Annotated in this window: 17 protein-coding genes; 8 read left to right on the plus strand and 9 right to left on the minus strand. The window is 53.1% G+C overall.

Annotated features, from left to right (window positions below; genetic code table 11):
• Nucleotides 1-699 precede the first annotated feature (699 nt).
• The 4 genes from qseE to glnB all read left to right on the plus strand — a co-directional run bounded on the left by qseE (nt 700) and on the right by glnB (nt 4,645).
• The gene (gene qseE / locus ACLJR2_RS11155; RefSeq protein WP_001670672.1) at nt 700-2,130 is read left to right on the plus strand and encodes a two component system sensor histidine kinase QseE/GlrK; all 1,431 of its coding nucleotides are present in this window, start codon (nt 700-702) and stop codon (nt 2,128-2,130) included.
• A gap of 1 nt (nt 2,131) precedes the next feature.
• A complete protein-coding gene (qseG, locus tag ACLJR2_RS11160) occupies nt 2,132-2,896 on the plus strand; it encodes a two-component system QseEF-associated lipoprotein QseG (RefSeq protein WP_001054241.1) in 765 nt (254 codons plus the stop codon).
• Complete coding sequence (gene glrR, locus ACLJR2_RS11165) at nt 2,896-4,230, plus strand: two-component system response regulator GlrR (protein ID WP_024131115.1); 1,335 nt, start codon at nt 2,896-2,898, stop codon at nt 4,228-4,230. The genes qseG and glrR overlap by 1 nt, the downstream gene beginning before the upstream one ends.
• 76 nt (nt 4,231-4,306) lie before the next feature.
• On the plus strand, nt 4,307-4,645 hold the full coding sequence (gene glnB / locus ACLJR2_RS11170; protein ID WP_000717694.1) for a nitrogen regulatory protein P-II: 339 nt from the start codon (nt 4,307-4,309) through the stop codon (nt 4,643-4,645).
• Nucleotides 4,646-4,693: 48 nt separating this feature from the next.
• Here the strand turns inward: glnB and dtpD are convergent, their stop codons facing one another.
• From dtpD to hmpA, 5 genes are all read right to left on the minus strand, one after another.
• Nucleotides 4,694-6,154, minus strand: coding sequence for a dipeptide permease DtpD (dtpD, locus tag ACLJR2_RS11175; protein ID WP_000856793.1), 1,461 nt, complete (start codon nt 6,152-6,154; stop codon nt 4,694-4,696).
• A 55-nt stretch (nt 6,155-6,209) separates the two neighbouring features.
• Entirely contained in the window at nt 6,210-8,354 is a 2,145-nt protein-coding gene (cadA, locus tag ACLJR2_RS11180; protein WP_001100652.1) for a lysine decarboxylase CadA, read from the minus strand.
• An 82-nt stretch (nt 8,355-8,436) separates the two neighbouring features.
• Nucleotides 8,437-9,768, minus strand: a complete 1,332-nt coding sequence (gene cadB, locus ACLJR2_RS11185; RefSeq protein ID WP_000100008.1) for a cadaverine/lysine antiporter — start codon at nt 9,766-9,768, stop codon at nt 8,437-8,439.
• Between the two features lie 360 nt (nt 9,769-10,128).
• On the minus strand, nt 10,129-11,673 hold the full coding sequence (cadC, locus tag ACLJR2_RS11190) for a lysine decarboxylation/transport transcriptional activator CadC (protein ID WP_001187141.1): 1,545 nt from the start codon (nt 11,671-11,673) through the stop codon (nt 10,129-10,131).
• Between the two features lie 181 nt (nt 11,674-11,854).
• Nucleotides 11,855-13,045 (minus strand): NO-inducible flavohemoprotein, encoded by a 1,191-nt coding sequence (hmpA, locus tag ACLJR2_RS11195; protein WP_000883147.1) that lies wholly within the window; start codon nt 13,043-13,045, stop codon nt 11,855-11,857.
• Between the two features lie 324 nt (nt 13,046-13,369).
• Here hmpA and glyA point away from each other — a divergent pair, with 324 nt between their 5' ends.
• Complete coding sequence (gene glyA, locus ACLJR2_RS11200; RefSeq protein WP_000919178.1) at nt 13,370-14,623, plus strand: serine hydroxymethyltransferase; 1,254 nt, start codon at nt 13,370-13,372, stop codon at nt 14,621-14,623.
• Between the two features lie 195 nt (nt 14,624-14,818).
• Entirely contained in the window at nt 14,819-15,958 is a 1,140-nt protein-coding gene (locus tag ACLJR2_RS11205; protein WP_001173721.1) for a 3-phenylpropionate MFS transporter, read from the plus strand.
• Here ACLJR2_RS11205 and csiE read toward each other — a convergent pair.
• Complete coding sequence (gene csiE / locus ACLJR2_RS11210) at nt 15,953-17,230, minus strand: stationary phase inducible protein CsiE (RefSeq protein WP_000982963.1); 1,278 nt, start codon at nt 17,228-17,230, stop codon at nt 15,953-15,955. The genes ACLJR2_RS11205 and csiE overlap by 6 nt on opposite strands.
• A gap of 125 nt (nt 17,231-17,355) precedes the next feature.
• Here csiE and ACLJR2_RS11215 point away from each other — a divergent pair, with 125 nt between their 5' ends.
• Together ACLJR2_RS11215 and ACLJR2_RS11220 are read left to right on the plus strand one after the other, a co-directional pair.
• A complete protein-coding gene (locus tag ACLJR2_RS11215) occupies nt 17,356-17,994 on the plus strand; it encodes a DUF1007 family protein (RefSeq protein WP_000805728.1) in 639 nt (212 codons plus the stop codon).
• A complete protein-coding gene (locus ACLJR2_RS11220) occupies nt 17,985-18,971 on the plus strand; it encodes a nickel/cobalt transporter (RefSeq protein ID WP_000111023.1) in 987 nt (328 codons plus the stop codon). Before ACLJR2_RS11215 ends, ACLJR2_RS11220 begins: the two co-directional genes overlap by 10 nt.
• Here ACLJR2_RS11220 and asrC read toward each other — a convergent pair whose 3' ends face one another.
• Genes asrC through asrA form a run of 3 tightly spaced genes read right to left on the minus strand, consistent with a single transcriptional unit; the run spans nt 18,972 to nt 21,861 of the window.
• Nucleotides 18,972-19,985, minus strand: a complete 1,014-nt coding sequence (gene asrC / locus ACLJR2_RS11225; RefSeq protein ID WP_000020685.1) for a sulfite reductase subunit C — start codon at nt 19,983-19,985, stop codon at nt 18,972-18,974.
• A gap of 10 nt (nt 19,986-19,995) precedes the next feature.
• Nucleotides 19,996-20,814: an anaerobic sulfite reductase subunit AsrB gene (gene asrB / locus ACLJR2_RS11230; protein ID WP_000017587.1), complete on the minus strand. Its 819-nt coding sequence runs from the start codon at nt 20,812-20,814 to the stop codon at nt 19,996-19,998.
• Between the two features lie 3 nt (nt 20,815-20,817).
• Nucleotides 20,818-21,861 carry an anaerobic sulfite reductase subunit AsrA gene (gene asrA / locus ACLJR2_RS11235; RefSeq protein ID WP_000985209.1) on the minus strand — a complete coding sequence of 348 codons (1,044 nt, stop codon included), beginning with the start codon at nt 21,859-21,861 and terminating at the stop codon, nt 20,818-20,820.
• Between the last annotated feature and the right edge of the window lie 66 nt (nt 21,862-21,927).

Genomic DNA, 21,927 nt, shown 5'->3' on the forward strand with positions numbered 1-21,927 from the left:
CATGAACGGCCACACCAGGCCCTGAAATACAAAACGCCCGATGATGTTCATCAGGCGTTTTACAGACAAAAAACTGTCAACCTATATCAGGACTAGTCACGGCGCTTATCAGGCCCACGGGGAAGCGCGGTTGTAGCTACCGTCTTGAACGTCAAGCGGTAGGCCGGATAAGGCGTTTACGCCGCCATCCGGCAATAAACTAGTGCTTATGCCGCAAGATTAAAGTGTCGGGAAATCCCGACATGAGTGGGGGATAGGTTGTCGCCAAAAAGAGACATTTAAATATTTGATTTTAAATTGTTTTATTTTTAGGTGTTGCAGGTGTTGCTGATTGGCGACAGAAAGGGCGAAAAACAGACAGAGCCATTTTTAGCATGAATAACGATATTTTTCATATCTATCATTGTGTTAACAAAGTCTTTTGAATGTTGGCACAATTACTGCATAATGATAACCAGTGGCTCATTCACCTTCTTATGTCAGCCCCTTAGGGACGCGCTACATAAACTTCGAATGACGCACAACAAGGTGCCTGCCGTCCAACTTCTGATAATAGCGTAGCTTTATCAACCTCCGGGCGAAACGTCGAGTTAGGCACCGCCTTATTCCATAACAAAGCCGGGTTTAGCCCGGCTTTGTTGTATCTGGCGCTCCCCTCGGTTAGCATCTTTTTTATTCTTCTTTTATGTGAGCGACACGTTGAAGCGCTGGTCTGTTTTTCCCCGTTCTTTACGACAATTGGTCATGCTGGCCTTTTTGCTGATCCTGCTGCCGTTGCTGGTTCTGGCCTGGCAGGCGTGGCAAAGCCTTAACGCGTTAAGCGATCAGGCTGCGGTGACTAACCGCAGCACGCTTATTGACGCCCGGCGCAGCGAGGCGATGACCAACGTCGCGCTGGAGATGGAGCGAAGCTACCGACAGTATTGTGTGCTTGACGATCCGACGCTGGCAAAAGTGTATCAAAGCCAGCGTAAGCGCTATAGCGATATGCTGGACGCCCATGCCGGCGTCTTGCCGGATGATAAGTTGTATCAGGCGTTACGCCAGGATTTAAACGCGCTGGCGCAATTGCAGTGTAAAGATAGCGGCCCGGAAGCGGCAGCGGCCGCGCGTCTGGAGGCCTTTGCCAACGCGAATACGGAAATGGTGCAGGCGACGCGTACTGTGGTTTATTCGCGCGGGCAGCAGTTACAACAAGAAATCGCCGAGCGCGGACAATTTTTCGGCTGGCAGGCGCTGGTGCTATTTCTGGTGAGCCTGGCGATGGTGCTACTTTTTACCCGCATGATTATCGGGCCGGTGAAAGGAATTGAACGGATGATTAATCGCCTGGGCGAAGGCCGTTCTTTGGGGAATACCGTCACCTTTACCGGTCCGCGTGAATTACGATCGGTGGGGCAGCGCATTATCTGGCTGAGTGAGCGTCTGGCGTGGCTGGAATCCCAGCGCCATCAGTTTCTACGTCACCTGTCCCATGAGCTGAAAACCCCGCTGGCCAGTATGCGCGAGGGGACAGAGCTGCTGGCCGATCAGGTGGTTGGGCCGCTGACGCCGGAGCAAAAAGAGGTGGTCGATATTCTGGATGACAGCAGTCGTAATTTACAAAAATTGATTGAGCAATTGCTTGATTACAACCGGAAACTGGTAGACAGTGCCACAGAGCTGGAAGCGGTCGATATCGCGCCGCTTGTGGATATGGTGGTTTCCGCCCACAGTTTGCCTGCCCGCGCTAAAATGATGCATACCGATGTCGACCTGGAGGCCGAACGCTGCATAGCAGAGCCCATGTTGCTGATGAGCGTGCTGGATAATCTCTATTCCAACGCGGTGCACTATGGCGCTGAATCCGGTAACATTTGTATCCGTAGTCGCTCTCAGGGCTCCACGGTTTATATCGATGTGGTTAATAGCGGCGAACCGATTCCGCAAACCGAAAGAGAAATGATTTTTGAGCCTTTTTTCCAGGGAAGCCACCAGCGAAAAGGGGCGGTAAAAGGCAGTGGGTTAGGGCTGAGTATCGCCAGAGATTGTATTCGTCGAATGCAGGGAGAGATCCAACTGGTGGATGACAACGCGCAGGAAGTCTGTTTTCGCATCTCGCTGCCATTGCCTGCATCTGACAAACACTAATATGAATTTAAGCCTGGTGCGTATGTCACACGTTTTCGTCCAAACTATTAAACGATGCCTTTTGCGGTGGGGAATACCGGTGGGCATATCGTGTCTGGCGCTGACCGCATGTGTTCCCCATGCTTCACAGCAACTGCCCGGTAGCGCAGCGCAGGACACGCTCCCCCATTATCAACTGGCGGATTATCTCCCGACGGCGTGCGCGGATATCTGGTCGCTACGCGGGCAGGCGGTGGAGACGAATCCGCTGTACTGGCTACGCACGATTGACTGCGCCGATCGTCTGATGCCGGTTCAGTCGCGCGCAGAGGCGCGCGCGTTGACGGATGATAACTGGCAAAATGCCTTCAGGCGCGGGATTTTACTGGCGGATGCAAAAATTACGCCGCCGGAGCGGCGCGCCATCGTGACCCGTCTGGAGGCGTTAAGCGCGCAAATACCGGCTCAGGTACGGCCCGTCTACCAAATCTGGCATGACGGTCAGGCGCTGCAATTAGCACTTTCTGCCGAACGTCAGCGTTATAGCAAACTCCAGCAAACGTCAGATAGTGAGCTTGATGCGCTGCGCCAGCAGCAACAGGCCTTGCAAACGCAGCTCGATCTTACCACCCGTAAGCTGGAGAGTTTAACCGATATTGAGCGCCAGCTTTCGACACGAAAACCGTCAGGGAATTACAACGCCGATACGCCGCATACGAATGACAAACCCGCGACGTCTGAAGATGGCGCGGCGCCGTCGCCGTCACAAGATGAGGTAACGCCATGATAAGCCGTAAACCGGCGCACCTGCTGCTGGTCGATGACGATCCCGGATTACTGAAATTGCTCGGTATGCGCCTGACCAGTGAAGGATACAGCGTCGTGACCGCAGAGAGCGGCCAGGAAGGACTACGGGTACTACATCGGGAAAAAGTGGATCTGGTAATAAGCGACCTGCGCATGGACGAAATGGATGGTATGCAACTGTTCACAGAAATTCAGAAAGTACAGCCAGGAATGCCGGTTATCATTCTGACGGCGCATGGCTCCATTCCGGATGCGGTGGCCGCTACCCAGAAAGGCGTATTCAGCTTTTTGACGAAGCCGATCGACAGAGACGCGTTATATAAAGCGATAGATGAAGCGCTGGAACAGTCCGCTCCCGCGACGGACGATAGCTGGCGCAACGCTATCGTTACCCGTAGCCCGCTGATGCTGCGACTGCTTGAACAGGCGCGCATGGTCGCGCAGTCGGATGTCAGCGTATTGATTAACGGACAAAGCGGCACCGGGAAAGAGATTTTCGCACAGGCGATTCATAATGCCAGCCCGCGCAGTAACAAGCCGTTTGTCGCCATCAACTGCGGCGCGTTGCCGGAACAGTTGCTGGAGTCCGAATTATTCGGCCATGCGCGCGGCGCCTTTACCGGCGCAGTGAGCAATCGTGAAGGGTTGTTCCAGGCGGCGGAAGGCGGCACGCTGTTTCTGGATGAAATTGGCGATATGCCCGCGCCGTTACAGGTGAAGCTGCTGCGGGTGTTACAGGAGCGCAAAGTCAGGCCGCTGGGCAGCAATCGCGATATTGATATCGATGTGCGAATTATTTCCGCGACGCACCGCGATCTGCCGAAGGCGATGGCGCGGGGCGAATTTCGTGAAGATTTGTACTACCGGCTGAATGTTGTGAGCCTGAAAATTCCGGCGCTGGCGGAGCGTACCGAGGATATTCCGCTGCTGGCTAATCATCTGCTCAGACAGTCGGCACAGCGGCATAAACCGTTTGTTCGCGCCTTTTCTACTGATGCAATGAAACGGCTGATGACGGCAAGCTGGCCGGGCAACGTGCGCCAACTGGTCAACGTCATTGAACAATGCGTGGCGTTAACCTCTTCGCCGGTGATCAGCGATGCGTTGGTCGAACAGGCGCTGGAAGGCGAAAACACCGCGCTGCCCACCTTTGCCGAAGCGCGAAACCAATTTGAACTGAACTATCTGCGCAAGTTACTGCAAATTACCAAAGGTAACGTGACGCACGCGGCAAGGATGGCGGGGCGCAACCGCACGGAATTCTATAAGCTACTCTCCCGTCACGAACTGGATGCGAATGATTTCAAAGAGTAGTTTTCATGCCGTAAAGTAGCGCGAAATATGTTACGTTTAACCGCTCAAAACACAGGCGACCTTTTCAAGGAATAGCATGAAAAAGATTGATGCGATTATTAAACCCTTCAAGCTGGACGATGTCCGTGAAGCGCTGGCCGAGGTAGGTATTACCGGCATGACGGTCACCGAAGTCAAAGGCTTTGGCCGTCAAAAAGGCCACACCGAGCTGTATCGCGGCGCGGAATATATGGTGGATTTTCTGCCGAAGGTAAAAATTGAAATCGTTGTGCCTGACGACATCGTGGATACCTGTGTTGACACCATCATTCGTACCGCGCAGACGGGGAAAATCGGCGACGGTAAGATCTTTGTCTTTGATGTCGCCCGCGTTATTCGTATCCGTACTGGCGAAGAAGACGACGCGGCTATCTGATGTGCCGATTCGCTGCCCGTCTCCTCCTTGTGGGCAGCGAACCACCGTTTAATCGCCCTGCGGTAGCGCCGATGTAGTCCGGGTGCAAACCCATCTCAGGCCGACAATGGCGACGATCAGCGCCACGCAACTTAGCGTCCACTCGCCCATTTGCGAGAAAAAGTGTCCGTAGGCGGCTACCGCCGTATCACTAATTTGCGATTCCGTGGTTTGTTGCGCGACGACGCCAGCCAGCCAGTTAGCGACCGCGCCGGTCGCCAGCATATAAATACCGGTCAGTACGCCCGTGACGCCAGGCAGGTTGAGGCGGGTAATTTGCGCCATCGCGACCGGATCAATAAACAGCTCCGCAAAGCCCATCAGCGCCAGCCCTGCGATCATCATTCCCATTGATGCCTGCCCATCTAACCGGGCCTGATGCGCGTTTAGCGCCAGCAGCATAAAACCGCCGCCCATTAATACCAGCCCCACGGCAAATTTAAGCCAGACGCGCAGCACCGAGCGGGCGCTCTCTTTCGGGCTGCTCAGCCACGCCAGCACCACGCCCGCCGCCATCACCGCAATCGCATTGACCGACTGGAACAATGCGGTGGGGACGGTCATATTCAGCCAGTGGCGGTTGACAAAACGGTCGATGAATAAACTGATCGAACTTCCGCCCTGCTGCGCCAGAACCCAGAAAAGAGTGCCGGTGATCATTAACAGAACGATTTGCCACAAGGCGCGACGGTGTTCTGGAAATTTAACCATAATACGGGCGATAAGTTGCGCTGCGAAGACGCAGACAATGGCCAGCACATAGCCAGACCAGTTATTTTCCAGCAGGAGGGTGAAGAATACCGGCGCGATACACAGCATTAATACCAGCCAACCCCAGGTTGGAAGGGCGAATTTAACCGCCCGCAGCGCGGGGCGATTAACACCGCGCGTCTGCTGAAAGTGGCGATGACCGCTTAAAAAGATGAGCAGGCCGATGAACATTCCGACGCCCGCCAGCGCAAAGCCGACATGCCAGCCATACCACTGCGCCGCCAGACCACAGGCGATCGGCGCGGCTATTGATCCAATATTCCCGGCGGCGTAGAGCAGCGAGAATCCCCCGTCGCGGCGGTTGTCATCAGGGGCGTAAAGTTCGCCCAGCAGACAGCTAATATTGGATTTAAACAAGCCGTAGCCGCAGATAATAATGGCCAGCGCCGCATATAAACTCAGCGTTGAATCAGATTCTAAGCCCAATACCACATGACCCAGCGTCATCAATAAGGCGCCGGTGATAACCGCCACGCGGTTGCCAAGCAGGCGGTCGGCAAGCCAGCCGCCAAGAATAGGGGTAACGTAAACTAAAGAGGCGTAGGCGCTGAAGAGGTTGATCGCGTGGCTGTCATTAAAACCAAGCTGGTGGGTAAGATAAAGGATGAGTAAGGCACGCATGCCGTAAAAGCTGAAGTATTCCCAAATTTGAATCGCCACGATGTAAAAAATCGCGCGCGGTTGTGAGGGTGTTTTCATAAAGTCTCCTTGCTGCGTGAAAAAAGGGAAGTGGCAAGCCACTTCCCTTTGGTACTTATTTCGTATTTTCTTTCAGCACCTTAACGGTGTAACGTCCGTCTGCCTGACGATAGGCGCCGTGGATATCGGTTTCGAAGCCCGGATAGTGAGCGCCGATTTCGCACAGCATTTGCAGGAATTCCAGTACCGGACGGCTTTCCTCGGTGATCATTTCACCAGGCATCACCAGCGGCACTCCCGGAGGGTAAGGAAGGATCATGTTGGCGTTGACGCGTCCAACCATCTCTTCAAGATACACCTCTTCCGTTTCGCCATGCAGCTCTTTCTGGAACGCAGTATACGGCGTCATCACCATTTTCGGCAGCACTTCAAACGCACGGTACATTAAGTCCGGCAGATTATGATGTTCGACCAGTTTATGAATATTCTGCGCCAGTTCCTGGATGCGCATATTTTCATAAAACTCAGGCGCTTCGCGATACAGTGCCGGCAGAATGTTTTTGACGCGCAGGTTCAGGTCAAAGGCGCGTTTAAATTCAGTGAGCGCGCGCAGCAGGCTCAGAGCTTTGGTTTTGTCGATACCAATGCTGAACAGGAACAGCAGGTTGTATGGACCGGTTTTTTCTACGATGATGCCGCGTTCATCGAGATATTTGGCGACCAGACTTGCCGGAATACCGAATTCATCCATCGTACCGTCTTTCTTCATCCCCGGCGTCAGGATAGTGACTTTGATCGGGTCGAGGTACATGTGTTCGTTATCGATATTTTTGAAGCCATGCCATGCGCTATCTGAACGCAGCGGCCAGCACTCAGCTCCATCGATATGTTCCGGCTGCCATACGTCAAAGAACCAGCCGTCGGATTCGCTTTTCAGGCGTTTAATTTCTTTACGGAATTTAATCGCACGTTCAATAGAGCCGTTAATCAGGCGTTTACCCGCATTACCTTTCATCATCGCCGCTGCGGTTTCAGTAGACGCTACGATACCGTAGTGCGGAGAAGTGGTGGTATGCATCATGTAGGCTTCGTTAAAGGTTTCTTCGTTAATGTCGCCTTTAACATGAATCATGGATGCCTGTGAAAACGCCGCCAGCAGTTTATGCGTGGACTGGGTTTCATAAATGATTTTGCCTTCTACACGGTCGCCGCTCATACCGCATTTACCCTGATAAATAGGGGAGAAATTGGTATAAGGCACCCAGGCGGAGTCAAAATGAATGGACTTCACATCCAGAGTTTTCTTGATGTAGTCAGTGTTATACAACAGACCGTCATAGGTTGAGTTAGTAATAACAGCATGGACCGGCCAGGTTGCGTTAGGCGTCTCTTTTACCCGTTTAGCGATAGTGGCGTGCTGGAACTCGCTTTGCGGAATACCGCCAAGAATACCGTAGGCGTTACGGGTTGGGCGGAAATAAATCGGCGTAATGTCGCTCATCATCATCAGATGGGTCAGCGATTTATGGCAGTTACGGTCAATCAGTACCGTGCTGCCTGCCGGCGCGGAGTACATACCGACGATTTTGTTCGCCGTAGAGGTGCCGTTCGTCACCATGTAGCTACGTTCGGCGTTAAAGACGCGGGCGATATACTCTTCCGCTTCTTTATGCGGGCCGGAGTGGTCCAGCAGCGAACCCAGTTCGGAAACGGAAATCGAAATATCGGATTTCATCGTGTTCGGGCCGAAGAAATCATAAAAGATGCTGCCGACGGGGCTTTTCTGGAAAGCGGTCCCGCCCATGTGGCCAGGCGTACAGAAAGTATATTTCCCTTCGCGCACATATTTGAACAACGCTTTTGTCAGCGGCGGCAGAATATTGTCGATGTATTCATCGGTATTCTGGCGAATTTTCGCCGCGATATCGGCTGCGGCGCCTAAAGCATATTCAAAGAAGCGAACCTGCATTCTCAGATCGTTGAGGCTGACGTCCAGCGTAGAGTAGCTGTTGGCGAAGGCGTACAGCGGCATATACTCGTTCAGCTTGCTAATCTCTTCGCAAAGCTCAAGGTTATATTTATCCCAGTCGAAAATGACGCCGCAAAGGCGGGAGTTATTTTCAATCAGCTTCAGCAGGTCTTCTCGGTCGTTTGGATAGACGATACGGAAATTTAAACCTTCCAGTGCACGATGCAGTTCACGAATAGGCTCTTCTTTAAAGTAGACGCCCATGTGGTTCATGATAGCAATAACGTTCATAGTCTTGTTCCTGGTAAAGTGGGCCCCTCCCGCTACGCTATAGCAGGTGACGAAAGGGGCTTTGAGAAAAAGGAGTTAGCGGTTAAAGCGCTTCAGCCGTATTGTTGTCGCTGTCGTTGTTCTGGCGCTGGTGCATTTTGCGACCGTAGAACATCAGGATGATCAGACTGACGATAAAGGTGCCGGAGAGTTCGAAGGAGCTGGCGCCCATCAGTGCGATGAAGCAAAATGCGCAGCCCAGTACAGAACAAATCAGGCTTACCGAGTTACGGATGTTGAACCCTTCGAAGCGAATCAGGTCAACACAGGAGTAGAAGTACGGCAGCATGGTAAGCAGTACGGCAATCCCGGTCAGTTCGCCGAACAGGTCGGACGCTTTACCGCCGCTGGAGTTCATGATGGTGATCAGAATCATCAGCGCCGTCATTTTCACCGCAGCCAACAGCAGACCTTTTTTCGGAATACCGTTTTTATCCATTTCACCGTAAATTTTCGGGAAGTTGCCGTCGTTGGCGGCGCGAACCCCAGCCTGGCCGACCAGCATCATCCAGGAGCCCAGAGACGTCAGGCAGGCGAAAGCGGTAAAGGCGGAAACCAGCGGCGCAGCCCAGCCACCCAGAATCGTGGAGGTACTGATAGCGAACGGCGCGCCGGAAGAGGCCATAACGGAAGCTGGGAACATCCCGGCGATAACCTGAGTCGCGGCGATATAGATGATGCCTGCCAGCGCGGTACCCAGCATGGTTGCCAGCGGTACGGTGCGTTTCGGGTTTTTCACCATGCCGGTGCTGACGGCGGCAGACTCAACGCCAACGAACGCCCACAGGCAGAGCAGAATACTTTTAACAATGGCGTGAGAGTCGGTCGTCGTGGACGTGTTCCAGTTCGCGTGATAGGTCGCGATATCGAACCAATGCCAGCCGGCGACTGCGGTCAAGACTACCGGGATCAGCACCAGGAATAGGCCAATCGTTGTCAAGCGGCTGACCCAGGCCCCGCCCAGCATATTAATAAAGGTGAACAGCCAGACGATAGCAATACAGGCAATACCTGCCGGTATTGGATTATTTAATGCCGGGAAGAACGTAGAAAGATAAGAAACAGCGGTAATACCGATGGCTAAGTTACCAATCCAGTTTGCGTGATAATAAAGAACGCCGGTCTGGAAACCAAACGCCGGAGATATTTCCCCAGCATAAGCGATAGGGCCACCCTGTTGAGGGTTTTTGGTTGCCAGCCTCGCATAAACATAAGCCAGCGACATTGCCCCAATAATAGAAATTACCCAGCCCCAGATGGCAATGCCACCAATACTGGCAAGGTTGGCGGGTAATAATGCAATCCCGCTCCCCATCATATTACCGGCAACGACGCCAGTACAGGCAAATAGCCCGATCTTTTTGACAGAACTCATGTTCATTTCTCCTGAGCTGTATTTTTAAGAACCGGGCTTATGCTTCATATATGCTGCGTGCCCGTTCAACTGTCGACAAGATTAACGAATGGGTTGAGATAAGTCCTAAAGAAAAAGTGAAATAAACACAAACATGAAAAAACTGATAGATTGATTTTTTTGAATTAACATATAAATATCATGGAAAATATCATGAAAGGATAAACATCGTTTAATTACAAAGGGTTATATTTACATTTCTTTGCGATGAACATGTTGCCAAAATTAACATAAGCTATTTTTGGCAACATGTTTTTCACAAAATAAAAGCGAAAAATTTAATATCTTTTCGCTTTTATTTGTCATGGTTCAGCGTTAAATTTAATCTTCTGCCAGAAAACTATTCAGATAAGGGACAATTTTCTGAACGGATGTCTGAAATACGCCGTTCTCGATCCAGTACAGCGTGTTTTCACCTGGACGTAAATTAAAGGCGGTCAGATAGGCATCAGCGGCCAGACGATTCTCACCTTTCATTTCGTAAACTTTCCCCAACAGGACATAGTTAAACCACGACATTTCAAGCTCGATGCTTTTATTGATTTCCTCATACGCTGCATCGATATCACCTTTGCCTAACAGATCGACGGTCTTGATTTTATAATAAACAGACGTTTTCTCAACGCCCGGAATTTGATCTATTTTTTTAAACTCTTCGTTCAGCGCAGCCACTTGTTCTTTATCAAACGGCTGTTGTGATTGCCGTAATACATCTACCAGCACTTTATATTCATAGGCATAGTTGAAATCAGGCGTTTCCTTAATAATGCCATTCAGAATATCGCTGGCTTTACCTAGCGCCTGCGCATCGCCGCTCAGAATAAGCTGGCGCGCCTCATAAAAACGCATCAGCGCGGTATTTTGCGGCGTTCTGAACAGGGCCAGTTGTTCTCGCATTCGATTAGGCCAGGGCTGTGTTAAAACGAAAGACAGGCTATTAAACAGATCATCCTGGATGGACAACTGGTTAGTATTGGTGACGAAATAACGCTTATCCAGCATGGTTGAACCATCGGCGTTATCAATGAGCACCACAGACATAAAGCACTGCTGCGCCCGATAGTGGCGCTGATTGACAAACTGAATGGTTAACGTCTTACCGGAGCTGCTTGGCTCATTGACCCGGTAATTGGTTTTATCGTGCACCATAAAGGTCGAGTAGGTGTTCAGCAGGTCGGTGATTAAGCCGCCCAGACCGATGGCGTAGGACTCCTGCGAGACCCAGTTATTACAGGAATTGCCGCCTTCAAAACGAACATCTATATCTCGTGGGTTAAGTAATAACCGCGTTTTTGTTACCGCGGCATTATGATCTACCACCGACATCACGATAAACACCACCAGCGTCGCCAGCGAGAGTAGGAACATTACCCACGTCCAGAAAGCGGCGATACGCGGCTTTTTCGCCTTTTTAGTCGGCGTTTGCAAAGAGGCGGGCGGCACAGGCGTAGCGGCAGTAGCCCCCTCTGTCGGTTCTGCATTCATTGCTGCGATCGGCGGCGGCGGCGACGTTGATGAATTATCGATCTCATCGCTATTTTCTTCGCACCAGATAACCGGCGCCGTCAGCTTATAGCCGCGTTTAGGTACGGTAACGATGTATTCAGCATTGCTGTCTCCGCCATCTCTTAATGATTTGCGTAGTTCAGAAATGCTTTGGGTGACAACATGGTTGGTCACGATGGTGCGCATCCAGACATGATCAATAATGTTATCCCGGCTTAACACTTCATCCGGATGATGCGCAAAATACATCAGAAGATCGATCAGCCGTGGTTCAAGAGTAATCTGGCGTCCCTGACGACTGATCTGATTAACAGAAGGTGTAACCAGCCACTCTCCAATGCGTACAACAGGTTGCTGCATAAAAAGATGCCCTAACGAGCTAAGTCAAACGTTAATAATAACACGATTTGCACAGACTTTTTTTATTCCCCTTTTTTGTAAAAGAAAGGCATAAAAAGCAGCGCAATAAGCAGGGGAACGGGGAGGAAAACGGGCGTTCGCCTTAACGATAACGCCCGTTTTTTCAGAGGATTTCTTGCAATTACAGCACCTTATGCGGGCCGAAGCATTCGTAATGAATGTTTTCGTTATTCACGCCAAGGGAAACCAGTTGTTTTGCGGCAAACTGCATAAAGCCTACCGGGCCGCAAAGATAGAACTGCATTGCCGGATCGCTGATCGCGGCTTCCAGTTTGCTTAAATCCATCAGCCCTTCGCTGTCAAAGACGCGTTGGGCGCGATCGGCCTCGGTCGGTTCGCGGTACCAGGTATGGGCAGTGAAACGCGGCAGTGTACGGCCCAGCTCGCTCACTTCGTCGGCAAACGCATGAACGTCGCCGTTCTCCGCCGCGTGGAACCAGTTCACCTGCGCGGTATGCTGTTCTTTCGCCAGCGTATCGAGCATCGCCAACATCGGCGTCTGGCCGACGCCAGCGGAAATCAGCGAAACGGGGGTATCAGCGGCGACATTCATAAAGAAGTCACCTGCCGGCGCAGCCAGATGCACCACATCGCCTACGCTGGCGTGATGGTGTAACCAGTTTGATACCTGGCCGCCGTCTTCACGCTTCACGGCAATACGGTATCCTTTGCCATCGGGTTTACGGGTCAGTGAATATTGGCGGATCTCCTGATGCGCAAAACCTTCCGGCTTCAGCCAGACGCCCAGATACTGCCCGGGACGGTATTCCGCCACCGTACCGCCGTCGACCGGTTCAAACTCAAAGCTGGTGATCAGTGCGCTACGCGGGGTTTTCGCAACGATGCGGAAGGGGCGCGTGCCTTCCCAGCCGCCGTCTTTGCTGGCGTTCTCGTGATAAATCTCGGCTTCCCGATGAATAAAGACGTTAGCCAGTACGCCATAGGCTTTGCCCCACGCGTCCAGCACTTCCTGGCCCGGGTTGAACATTTCGTCCAGCGTCGCCAGCAGATGTGTCCCGACGATGTTGTACTGCTCCGGCTTAATCTGGAAGCTGGTGTGCTTCTGCGCGATTTTTTCTACCGCCGGCAGCAACGCCGGTAAATTTTCGATATTGCTGGCGTAGGCCGCGATAGCATTAAACAGGGCTTCACGCTGATCGCCGTTACGCTGGTTGCTCATATTGAAGATTTCTTTGAGCTCCGGGTTATGCGTAAACATACGGTCGTAGAAGTGGGCGGTCAGTTTCGGTCCTGTTTCAACCAGCAGGGGAATGGTGGCCTTTACTGTAGCGATGGTTTGTGCGTCAAGCATACGTGCTTCCTTTATGTGAAAATCTAATGATGTATATCAAATGCATCTTATAAAAATACCCTTGCATTGTAAATGGATCTTCTCTGCTTTACGTTATGGATGTAACAACGTGAAAAATCTGCATCACAAAGCTGAAAAGAAATCCGTTGAAATTCGTCAGACTCTCGTTCAGGAAACCCTTATCTGACGCACAGGTAATCGTTTGCGTAAAAACCTTTGTCAAGACCTGTTATCGAAGAATGATTCGGTTATACTGTTGGCCGAAGTCCCACGGACTGCCTTTTCAGGCACAAATTTTATTGTTAGCTGAGTCAGGAGATGCGGATGTTAAAGCGTGAAATGAACATTGCCGATTATGATGCCGAGTTGTGGCAGGCTATGGAGCAGGAAAAAGTACGTCAGGAAGAGCACATCGAACTGATCGCCTCCGAAAACTACACCAGCCCGCGCGTGATGCAGGCGCAGGGGTCTCAGCTGACCAACAAATACGCTGAAGGTTATCCGGGCAAGCGCTACTACGGCGGTTGCGAATACGTTGATGTCGTTGAGCAGCTGGCTATCGACCGCGCGAAAGAACTGTTCGGCGCCGACTACGCTAACGTGCAGCCGCACTCCGGTTCTCAGGCTAACTTCGCTGTTTACACCGCGCTGCTGCAACCGGGCGATACCGTTCTGGGTATGAACCTGGCGCAGGGCGGCCACCTGACTCACGGCTCCCCGGTTAACTTCTCCGGTAAACTGTACAACATCGTACCTTACGGTATCGATGAGTCCGGTAAAATTGACTATGACGAGATGGCGAAGCTGGCCAAAGAGCACAAGCCGAAGATGATTATCGGTGGCTTCTCTGCCTACTCCGGCGTGGTTGACTGGGCAAAAATGCGTGAAATCGCTGACAGCATCGGCGCATACCTGTTTGTCGACATGGCGCACGTGGCGGGCCTGATTGCCGCAGGCGTTTACCCGAACCCGGTTCCGCACGCTCACGTTGTCACCACCACCACCCACAAAACCCTGGCGGGTCCGCGCGGCGGCCTGATCCTGGCGAAGGGCGGCGATGAAGAGCTGTACAAAAAACTGAACTCCGCCGTGTTCCCAAGCGCGCAGGGCGGCCCGCTGATGCACGTGATCGCGGGTAAAGCGGTAGCGCTGAAAGAAGCGATGGAGCCGGAGTTCAAAGTTTACCAGCAGCAGGTGGCGAAAAACGCCAAAGCGATGGTGGAAGTGTTCCTGAACCGCGGCTACAAAGTGGTGTCTGGCGGCACTGAGAACCACCTGTTCCTGCTGGACCTGGTGGATAAAAACCTGACCGGTAAAGAAGCTGACGCCGCGCTGGGCCGTGCTAACATCACGGTGAACAAAAACAGCGTGCCGAACGATCCTAAGAGCCCGTTCGTGACCTCCGGTATCCGTATTGGTTCTCCGGCGGTTACTCGTCGCGGCTTCAAAGAGGCGGAAGTGAAAGAGCTGGCTGGCTGGATGTGTGACGTGCTGGACAACATCAATGATGAAGCCACCATTGAACGCGTGAAAGCGAAAGTACTGGATATCTGCGCCCGCTTCCCGGTTTACGCGTAAGCGTTTGTGTTGTGTAAATGTCCCGATGGCGCTGCGTCTGTCGGGCATTACTTATGCGCCATAACGTGACGCCGCCGGAAGTCATTATTCGGCGGCGTTGCCGTTTGAACTTCTCCCTCCGCCTGTTAACCTTATGTTACCCTTGCCAGCGCAACCGTTTACCGCCAGACTATCGCCTCCAAACGGGAGGGAATCATGGCATTGCATTCCACGCGCTGGCTGGCGCTCAGTTATTTCACCTACTTCTTTAGTTACGGTATTTTTCTGCCCTTCTGGAGCGTCTGGCTCAAAGGTCTTGGGCTAACGCCGGAAACCATCGGTCTTCTTCTGGGCGTGGGTCTGGTCGCGCGTTTTCTCGGTAGTTTGCTCATTGCGCCTCGCGTAAGCGATCCTTCGCAGTTGATCTCCGCGCTGCGCGTACTGGCATTGCTGACGCTGGTATTTGCGCTGGCATTTTGGGCAGGAACGCATGTCGCGTGGCTAATGGTGGTGATGGTTGGGTTTAACCTCTTCTTTTCACCACTGGTGCCGCTGACCGATGCGCTGGCCAATACCTGGCAAAAGCAAATTACCCTGGACTATGGTCGGGTGCGGCTGTGGGGGTCCATCGCCTTCGTGATAGGGTCGGCGCTGACCGGTAAGCTGGTGAGTTTATACGATTACCAGGCGATTCTGGCGCTACTGACGCTCGGCGTCGCCTCGATGTTGCTGGGTATGTTGTTACGTCCCAGCGTGCCGCCGCAAGGGGAAAGCCGTCAGCAGGAGAGCGCAGGCTGGCCCGCCTGGCGTACGTTGGTGGCACAAAGTTGGCGTTTTCTCGCCTGCGTCTGTTTGCTGCAAGGGGCGCACGCCGCCTACTATGGTTTTAGCGCCATCTACTGGCAGGGGGCTGGCTATTCAGCATCGGCGGTCGGCTATTTATGGTCGTTGGGCGTGGTGGCGGAAGTGATCATTTTCGCCCTGAGTAAAAAGCTATTCCGCCGGTTTAGCGCCCGCGACTTGCTGTTGCTTTCTGCTGTGTGCGGCGTGGTACGCTGGGGACTGATGGGCTGGAGTACGGCGTTGCCGTGGCTGATTGTGATACAAATCCTGCACTGTGGCACGTTTACTGTTTGCCATCTGGCCGCTATGCGCTATATCGCTGCGCGTCAGGGAAGCGAGGTGATTCGTTTGCAGGCCGTCTATTCCGCTGTGGCGATGGGCGGCAGTATCGCGATTATGACGGTATTTGCCGGTTTTCTGTATCAACATCTGGGCGGCGGCGTATTCTGGATTATGGCGCTGGTGGCATTGCCCGCTATCTTCCTTCGGCCCAAAGTGGTTGCCGCGTCATGATTCCAGGATCTTGCGGATCTGCTGCTGCTGGTGCTCTGTGAGGGTGCGATCCGCATGAATTAATGGCGGTGAGAAGAGCGGTAGCGGCGTGGCGTAAGGGGTAACAATCAGCGCTACGCCGCGCGGGCATCCCTCTTTTTGAAACGCCTGGAGCGATATCCGTCTGATATTCAGCGGCAACAGGGTCAGTTCACGCAGTTGCTGCTCAATATGCGTCTCCAGCGCATCATTTTTATCCGCTAACAATACGATCTGTCTCTCATGCAAATCGTTATCCTGCATTAGCCAGGCGCCGAAAATCACTGCCACCAGCCCCGTCTCTTCCTCGGAAAAGTGGATACCATATTCGGCTTCAAACCCGGCGAGCGCCTCACGTGTGGTGCGAACCAGACGCGGATAAAGACGGTTGAACTCTTCCGGAAGCGTATTATCGATGCCAATCGTGAATAAACTTCGGTTCAGCGCCTGGGCGAGATGGACATACAGCTGATCGTTAAGCCCTTGTTCGTCGCTGAAGCGTACGTTCCCTTTTTCTCGAAAGCGCAGCACCAGCCGCGCCACCTCCAGTCGCAGTTGCTGCGCCCGTTGATGCGTGTCGCGAATCGGGTCGGGGAGGCGAATCATTGAAAACAGTAACGCCATAAACAGCGCTTCATTGAGCGGTGCGGCCTGCATCACGTGGCGCTGCCAGTGACGACCAATTTCCTGGGCGAGTGGATATTCCGCGCACGACTGCGCCCAAATCTGCTGCACAGGGTTGAATTCCGGGGTGATGCCGGCATGGTGTTGTAGCAGACAATACTGTAAAAAGAGACGCAGGAACTGCACGTCGCGATGTTCAAATGGTTTTTGCAACCGGCGGGCGCACAGATTGATGAGCGCGTGCAGATTAATATCGTCATACAGCGGACGCGCGATACCGCGCTGTTTTAGCGCGTTTTTTAAGGCCGGGGTAAACTGTTGCGTGACGAAGGTCGGGCATAAACGCAGGCCGCGCCTGAGCCAGTGTAAAAGGCAAAGGCGCTGATCGAGTGCTGTACCTTCGATCCGATAGCAACCGTTCTGGCATGTTGTGATGGCAAGGCGATGATAGCGCTGGATCTCCAGGCTTGTCTCAGTGATATCCTCACGGGCAGTATCATCATCAACGCCATTAAGCGCGCTGAAGATTTCCACCGTGGCAATTGGCTCCGGCTGGAAAAGCGTCAGCAATACCTGACAGCGGCGCTGGGGAGCGGAAAGTACAGATGGTGGGGCAATTGTCGGCATCATCTGTCAGGTCTCCCGTTAGTTTGTCTGGTAAGGATAGCTAAAGTTTGCGCGTGAAAAATGTGATAAGCGTGCTTTTAGGCCAGGAATGCTGAGGAACGTCACAGAATTTTTATCGCGAGGAACAGATGAAGCCAGTGAAACGCAGCGCCTTAACACTATTTCTTGCCGTTTTATCTTTCGTGGCGGCGGCGCATCCGCACAGCTTCATCCGTCTGCAAACGCAGGTGGTCAGTGAAAATGAGCAATTTGTGGCGTTAAAAATGCGCTGGACAATGGACGCGCTGACGTCCGCAGATCTGCTGTATGACGCCGGAAACGCGGCACCGGGGTCAGAAATATGGAAAAAGTTGGCGGCGGAAGTGATGGCTAACGTACTTGGGCAGCACTACTTTACAGAAGTGTGGCGCAATGGCGCGAAAGTGAAGTTTAAAAACAGGCCGACAGAATACGGTATGACGCGTGACGCGCATCAGGCGGTATTGACCTTTACGCTACCGCTGGCTGAACCGCAGCCGTTAAGCGGACAGACTTATACCTTTTCAACGTTTGATCCCTCTTATTATGTCGATATGCATTATGACCAGGACAGCGATATCACGATGCCGGAACCGCTGCGCGAAAAGTGTCGGATTCAGGTTTATACTCCTGCGCCCGGCGAAGAGACGCTACGTTTCGCCCAGTCGCTGGATAAAGAGGACGCGCCGCCGGAGGATATGGATTTAGGTAAACAGTTTGCCCAAACGGTGACCTTGCAATGTCAGTAATTTTTTCTCAACGCACTCCGGGGCGACGCTGGCTCTCGCTGTGGCCATTGGCGTTATTCCTGCTGCTGATGCTGGTTGGCGGTCTGTGGATATGGCAGGCTTGGCCGCAGGTGATGTTGAAAAGCGCTCTTTGGCAGCGGGACGTAAATCAGCAGTTGAGCGCGCTGCTTAATGCGGTGGCGACGCATCCTGAGCGGGCGGGCGGATCGTTGCTTCTGCTGAGTTTTATGTATGGCGTGCTTCATGCGCTGGGGCCGGGACACGGCAAAGTGGTGATCGCGACATGGCTGGCGACGCATCCTTCGAAGCTGAAATCAAGTATCGTGTTAACCCTCGCCGCCGCGTTATTACAGGGGGTCGTGGCTATCGGGTTGGTGGTGGGCGTGCTGACCGTATTGCAACTTCCGGCCAGGCAGCTCCATCTGAGCGGTTTCTGGCTGGAAAAGGGGAGCTATGCGTTAGTTGGCGGGCTGGGCATCTTGCTGTGCTGGCGGGCCATAAAAAGGTTACGCGCGCTGCTACGTAAACCTGCCTTTATCGCTTTTACGCCGCGCCATGTTCACCATGAAAAATGCGGCTGCGGACATCAGCATTTACCGACGCAGGAACAATTGCATAGCGGCGATGACTGGCGCGCGCGACTCATGATCGTACTGTCTATGGGGATGCGGCCCTGTTCCGGCGCGATAATGGTGCTGTTATTCAGTAAAGTGATTGGCGTTTTTAGCTGGGGAATGGTGTCGGTACTGGCAATGGCGGCGGGAACCTCGCTAACGATTACTTCGCTGGCGCTGCTGGTACACACTTTTCGTGCTCTGGCGGTGAAACTCAGTGGAAACAAAGCGCCGGCGTTATGGCGGCAGGTAGGCTGGTCAACGCTGGCGCTGGCCGGAGGGGTCATACTGCTTGTTGCGGCGTTGGTCATGTGGTTTAGCGTGCCGCAGCCTGTGGGCGGGCTGCGGCCATGGCGTGGTTGATTAGTGCCCGGCGGGTTTGAGATGCATCCGCGCGACGGATTCGTCTTCGGCCCAGTAAATGCGTTCGGCGACCATCGCTTCCGGATTGAGCTGAACGCCGCGCAGTACCCGTTCTTTAAAACGCAGGTAGCCGCCTTTGTCGATCAGATGGCCCATATGGAGATAGATCGGTTTTCCGCCGAGCATCTCTTTTTCAAATTCATACAGGTTAACGATCACCTGCTTTATCACATCTTCAGTCACCCAGTTGAGGAAGAGCTTGCCGACGCGCGGCGTCTTTTTACTGGTGCGTCCGCCCAGACGGACTTGCCAGAGCTGATCCGGCTTACGTTGCCAGGCCAGCGTCGGACAGGCCAGCACGCACTCGCCGCAGCCGATACAGGCGGACTCTTCTTTGACCGCTTTGCCGTTCTTCAGCGCCAGGCAGCCTACCGCGTGGTGACTACAGGCCTTCACGCAGGCGCCGCAACCGATACAGCGATCGGCAGTGAAGCGCATTTTCGCCACGCCAATAATCCCCAGATCGGCCATTGACGCCTTCGCGCAATCATTCGGGCAGCCAACGATGACCGTTTTGAGATGATAAGGGCTGGGATAGACCAGTTTTTCAAGACGACGGGACAGACCGGTCGTGTCAGTGTTGGCTTTCTGGCAAATGCGGTTCCCCTGACAGGCGACAATATTTCGCCCGCCAATAGCGAGATAGCCCGCTTTGGTATCCTCAACCTGGACGTCGCACAGTTCTATTTCAATCTCGCGAAGAAACGGCTCCAGCGCGGCGTTCACGTTGTCGATATCTTCGTAACGGATACCCGGCATCGCCAGCTTCTGGCGGGTAGTGAGGTGAATTTGTCCGTTGCCCCAGGTTTCGGCGATGTCACGCGCCACCGTTAGCAAATGCGCGGGCAAAATACCGCCGGGAATGCGGACGCTGATCATGGCTTCGCCGCGCACTTTTGACAGGCGATATTCGTTTTTCGCACGGGCTTTAATGATATCAATATCAATGCTCATGATGTTCTCCTTAATCGGCAAAACGTTGCGCGACGGCGTAGTTAAATATCGGGCCGTCGGTGCAGACATACACTTCGCCCATACGGCAGTGGCCGCACTTCCCGACGGAGCAGGCCATCCGGCGTTCGTAGTCCACCCAGATTTGCTCCGGCTTGAGCCCTTTTTGCAGCAGCATTTTTACGGTAAAGGTAATCATTATTGGCGGCCCAACGACGATGGCCTGCATAGTGTCGATATCGCTAAGCGTCATGTCGGCAAGCCGATCGGTCACCCGGCCAATCTGGTAACGGTCATCAGCCTCGCCTTCATCCAGCGTGAGCACCAGATTATGTTTGCCGCGCCACGTCGCCATTTCTTCTTTGTACAGCACGCAATCGCGATTTTTATAGCCGAGAATCATATCCAGTTGACCAATTTCCTGGGGATTCTCAACGAAATAGCGCATTAAGCCTTTCACCGGCGCGACGCCCGTGCCGCCTGCGACAACCAGTAAGGGTTTATGGCGCAGCGTATCGACCGGATAGCCATTGCCATAGCAGCCGCGTAGCCACACGTTGTCGCCTTCTTTCAGCGTAAAGAGGGCGCTGGTCACTTTTCCGACATTACGGATCAGCAGATCTATCCAGCCGTCGCCGTAGTCGGAAACGGAGATGGGCGCTTCGCCGACGCGCGGCAGCGACACCTCAACAAATTGCCCCCAGTGCGCGGGAAAATCGACGGCCACGCGGAAATTCCACTCCAGCGGCGTGTGGCGAGTAATACTGAGGATGCGGTACGCCGCAGGCAGCAAACTGTGCTGCGGTTTATCATGACAGGAACAATGTGACATGCGTTATGCCTCCTCTGCCAGCGCCTGCCGAACGGCAGCGGTCATTTTATTGATAATCAAAGAAAATTTGATGTATTGCGGGCAGCGATCGTCGCAGCGGCCGCAGCCGACGCACATATGTTCAATGCCGTTGCGCGCTTTGTAGTCATTGACCTTATGCAGGGCGCGGTAGCGCAGACGCTCGCCGGGTTTTTCGCGAAAACCATGACCGCCGGCCATGTCGCTAAAGCCCGGCACCATGCAGCTTGCCCACTGGCGACGGCGTTCGCCGCGCTGCGGATTTTCATCATAGGCGACGTCAAAGACGCTATAGCAGGTACAGGTTGGGCACCCGGTAGTGCAGCGGCCACAACTGATGCAGCGGCTGTCGTAGGCGTCCCATAGCGGGTGGCGGGTGAGAATGTCGCGAATTTTTTGCGGATCGCGGCAAACGCTGTCCGGCGTGACGACGGTTTCCCGGTTTTCGCTGACGAAAGAGGGGGTATAGTCAGCCTCCTGCCCCAGCCCTTGTATCGCCGCCTCGATAAAGGGATCGCGGATGCTGACAAGCGCGCCCTCATCGCTAAAACGCATGGCGGCGCTATAACAGTCAGTTTTATTGGTACCCATTGAGACGCAGAAACAATTTTCGAAGCTTTCTTCACACTCAATAAGGACGAAACGAATATGCTCCCGTAGCAGTTGATAACTGTAATCGGAATTATTCCCATTTGATAAATACATATAATCCAGCCGCGACATGGCGTTAATGTCGCAGGCGCGGGCAAAGATGATTATCGGGGAGGTGTCTGTCTCGGCAATTTGAATGGTGTCTTTATCGAAATAAAAGAGCGTTTCGGTGATAGGGGCGATAATGGTATTCGGCGACATGTGCGATTTCTCGTGCCAGATGAGATCGCGCCAGCCGCTAATCCGTTGATAAATAATGTTGTCAGTGTCGGAAAAACGTCCGCCGCGAAACTCTGCGGACGGGGCAAACACGCGCCATTTTTTGTTTAATCGCTGGATAAGCAAACTAAACTCGTCAGGCGTAATTTTGATAGCCATCACATACTCCACAGTAATATTCAGGAAAAACAAATGAAAATAAATTGTTATAAAAATCAGTTGAAT

This window comes from Salmonella sp. SAL03688 (genome assembly GCF_046551895.1).
GTDB lineage: Bacteria > Pseudomonadota > Gammaproteobacteria > Enterobacterales > Enterobacteriaceae > Salmonella > Salmonella enterica.

Bases quoted from the DNA above. Each gene is read 5' to 3' on its own strand.
- cadA (WP_001100652.1), bottom strand. From the start codon at position 8,354: ATGAACGTTATTGCTATCATGAACCACATGGGCGTCTACTTTAAAGAA.
- asrC (WP_000020685.1), bottom strand. From the start codon at position 19,985: ATGAGCATTGATATTGATATCATTAAAGCCCGTGCGAAAAACGAATAT.
- hmpA (WP_000883147.1), bottom strand. From the start codon at position 13,045: ATGCTTGACGCACAAACCATCGCTACAGTAAAGGCCACCATTCCCCTG.
- ACLJR2_RS11215 (WP_000805728.1), top strand. From the start codon at position 17,356: ATGAAGCCAGTGAAACGCAGCGCCTTAACACTATTTCTTGCCGTTTTA.
- csiE (WP_000982963.1), bottom strand. From the start codon at position 17,230: ATGATGCCGACAATTGCCCCACCATCTGTACTTTCCGCTCCCCAGCGC.
- ACLJR2_RS11205 (WP_001173721.1), top strand. From the start codon at position 14,819: ATGGCATTGCATTCCACGCGCTGGCTGGCGCTCAGTTATTTCACCTAC.
- cadB (WP_000100008.1), bottom strand. From the start codon at position 9,768: ATGAGTTCTGTCAAAAAGATCGGGCTATTTGCCTGTACTGGCGTCGTT.
- asrB (WP_000017587.1), bottom strand. From the start codon at position 20,814: ATGTCACATTGTTCCTGTCATGATAAACCGCAGCACAGTTTGCTGCCT.
- cadC (WP_001187141.1), bottom strand. From the start codon at position 11,673: ATGCAGCAACCTGTTGTACGCATTGGAGAGTGGCTGGTTACACCTTCT.
- ACLJR2_RS11220 (WP_000111023.1), top strand. From the start codon at position 17,985: ATGTCAGTAATTTTTTCTCAACGCACTCCGGGGCGACGCTGGCTCTCG.
- glyA (WP_000919178.1), top strand. From the start codon at position 13,370: ATGTTAAAGCGTGAAATGAACATTGCCGATTATGATGCCGAGTTGTGG.
- asrA (WP_000985209.1), bottom strand. From the start codon at position 21,861: ATGGCTATCAAAATTACGCCTGACGAGTTTAGTTTGCTTATCCAGCGA.
- qseG (WP_001054241.1), top strand. From the start codon at position 2,132: ATGAATTTAAGCCTGGTGCGTATGTCACACGTTTTCGTCCAAACTATT.
- dtpD (WP_000856793.1), bottom strand. From the start codon at position 6,154: ATGAAAACACCCTCACAACCGCGCGCGATTTTTTACATCGTGGCGATT.
- glnB (WP_000717694.1), top strand. From the start codon at position 4,307: ATGAAAAAGATTGATGCGATTATTAAACCCTTCAAGCTGGACGATGTC.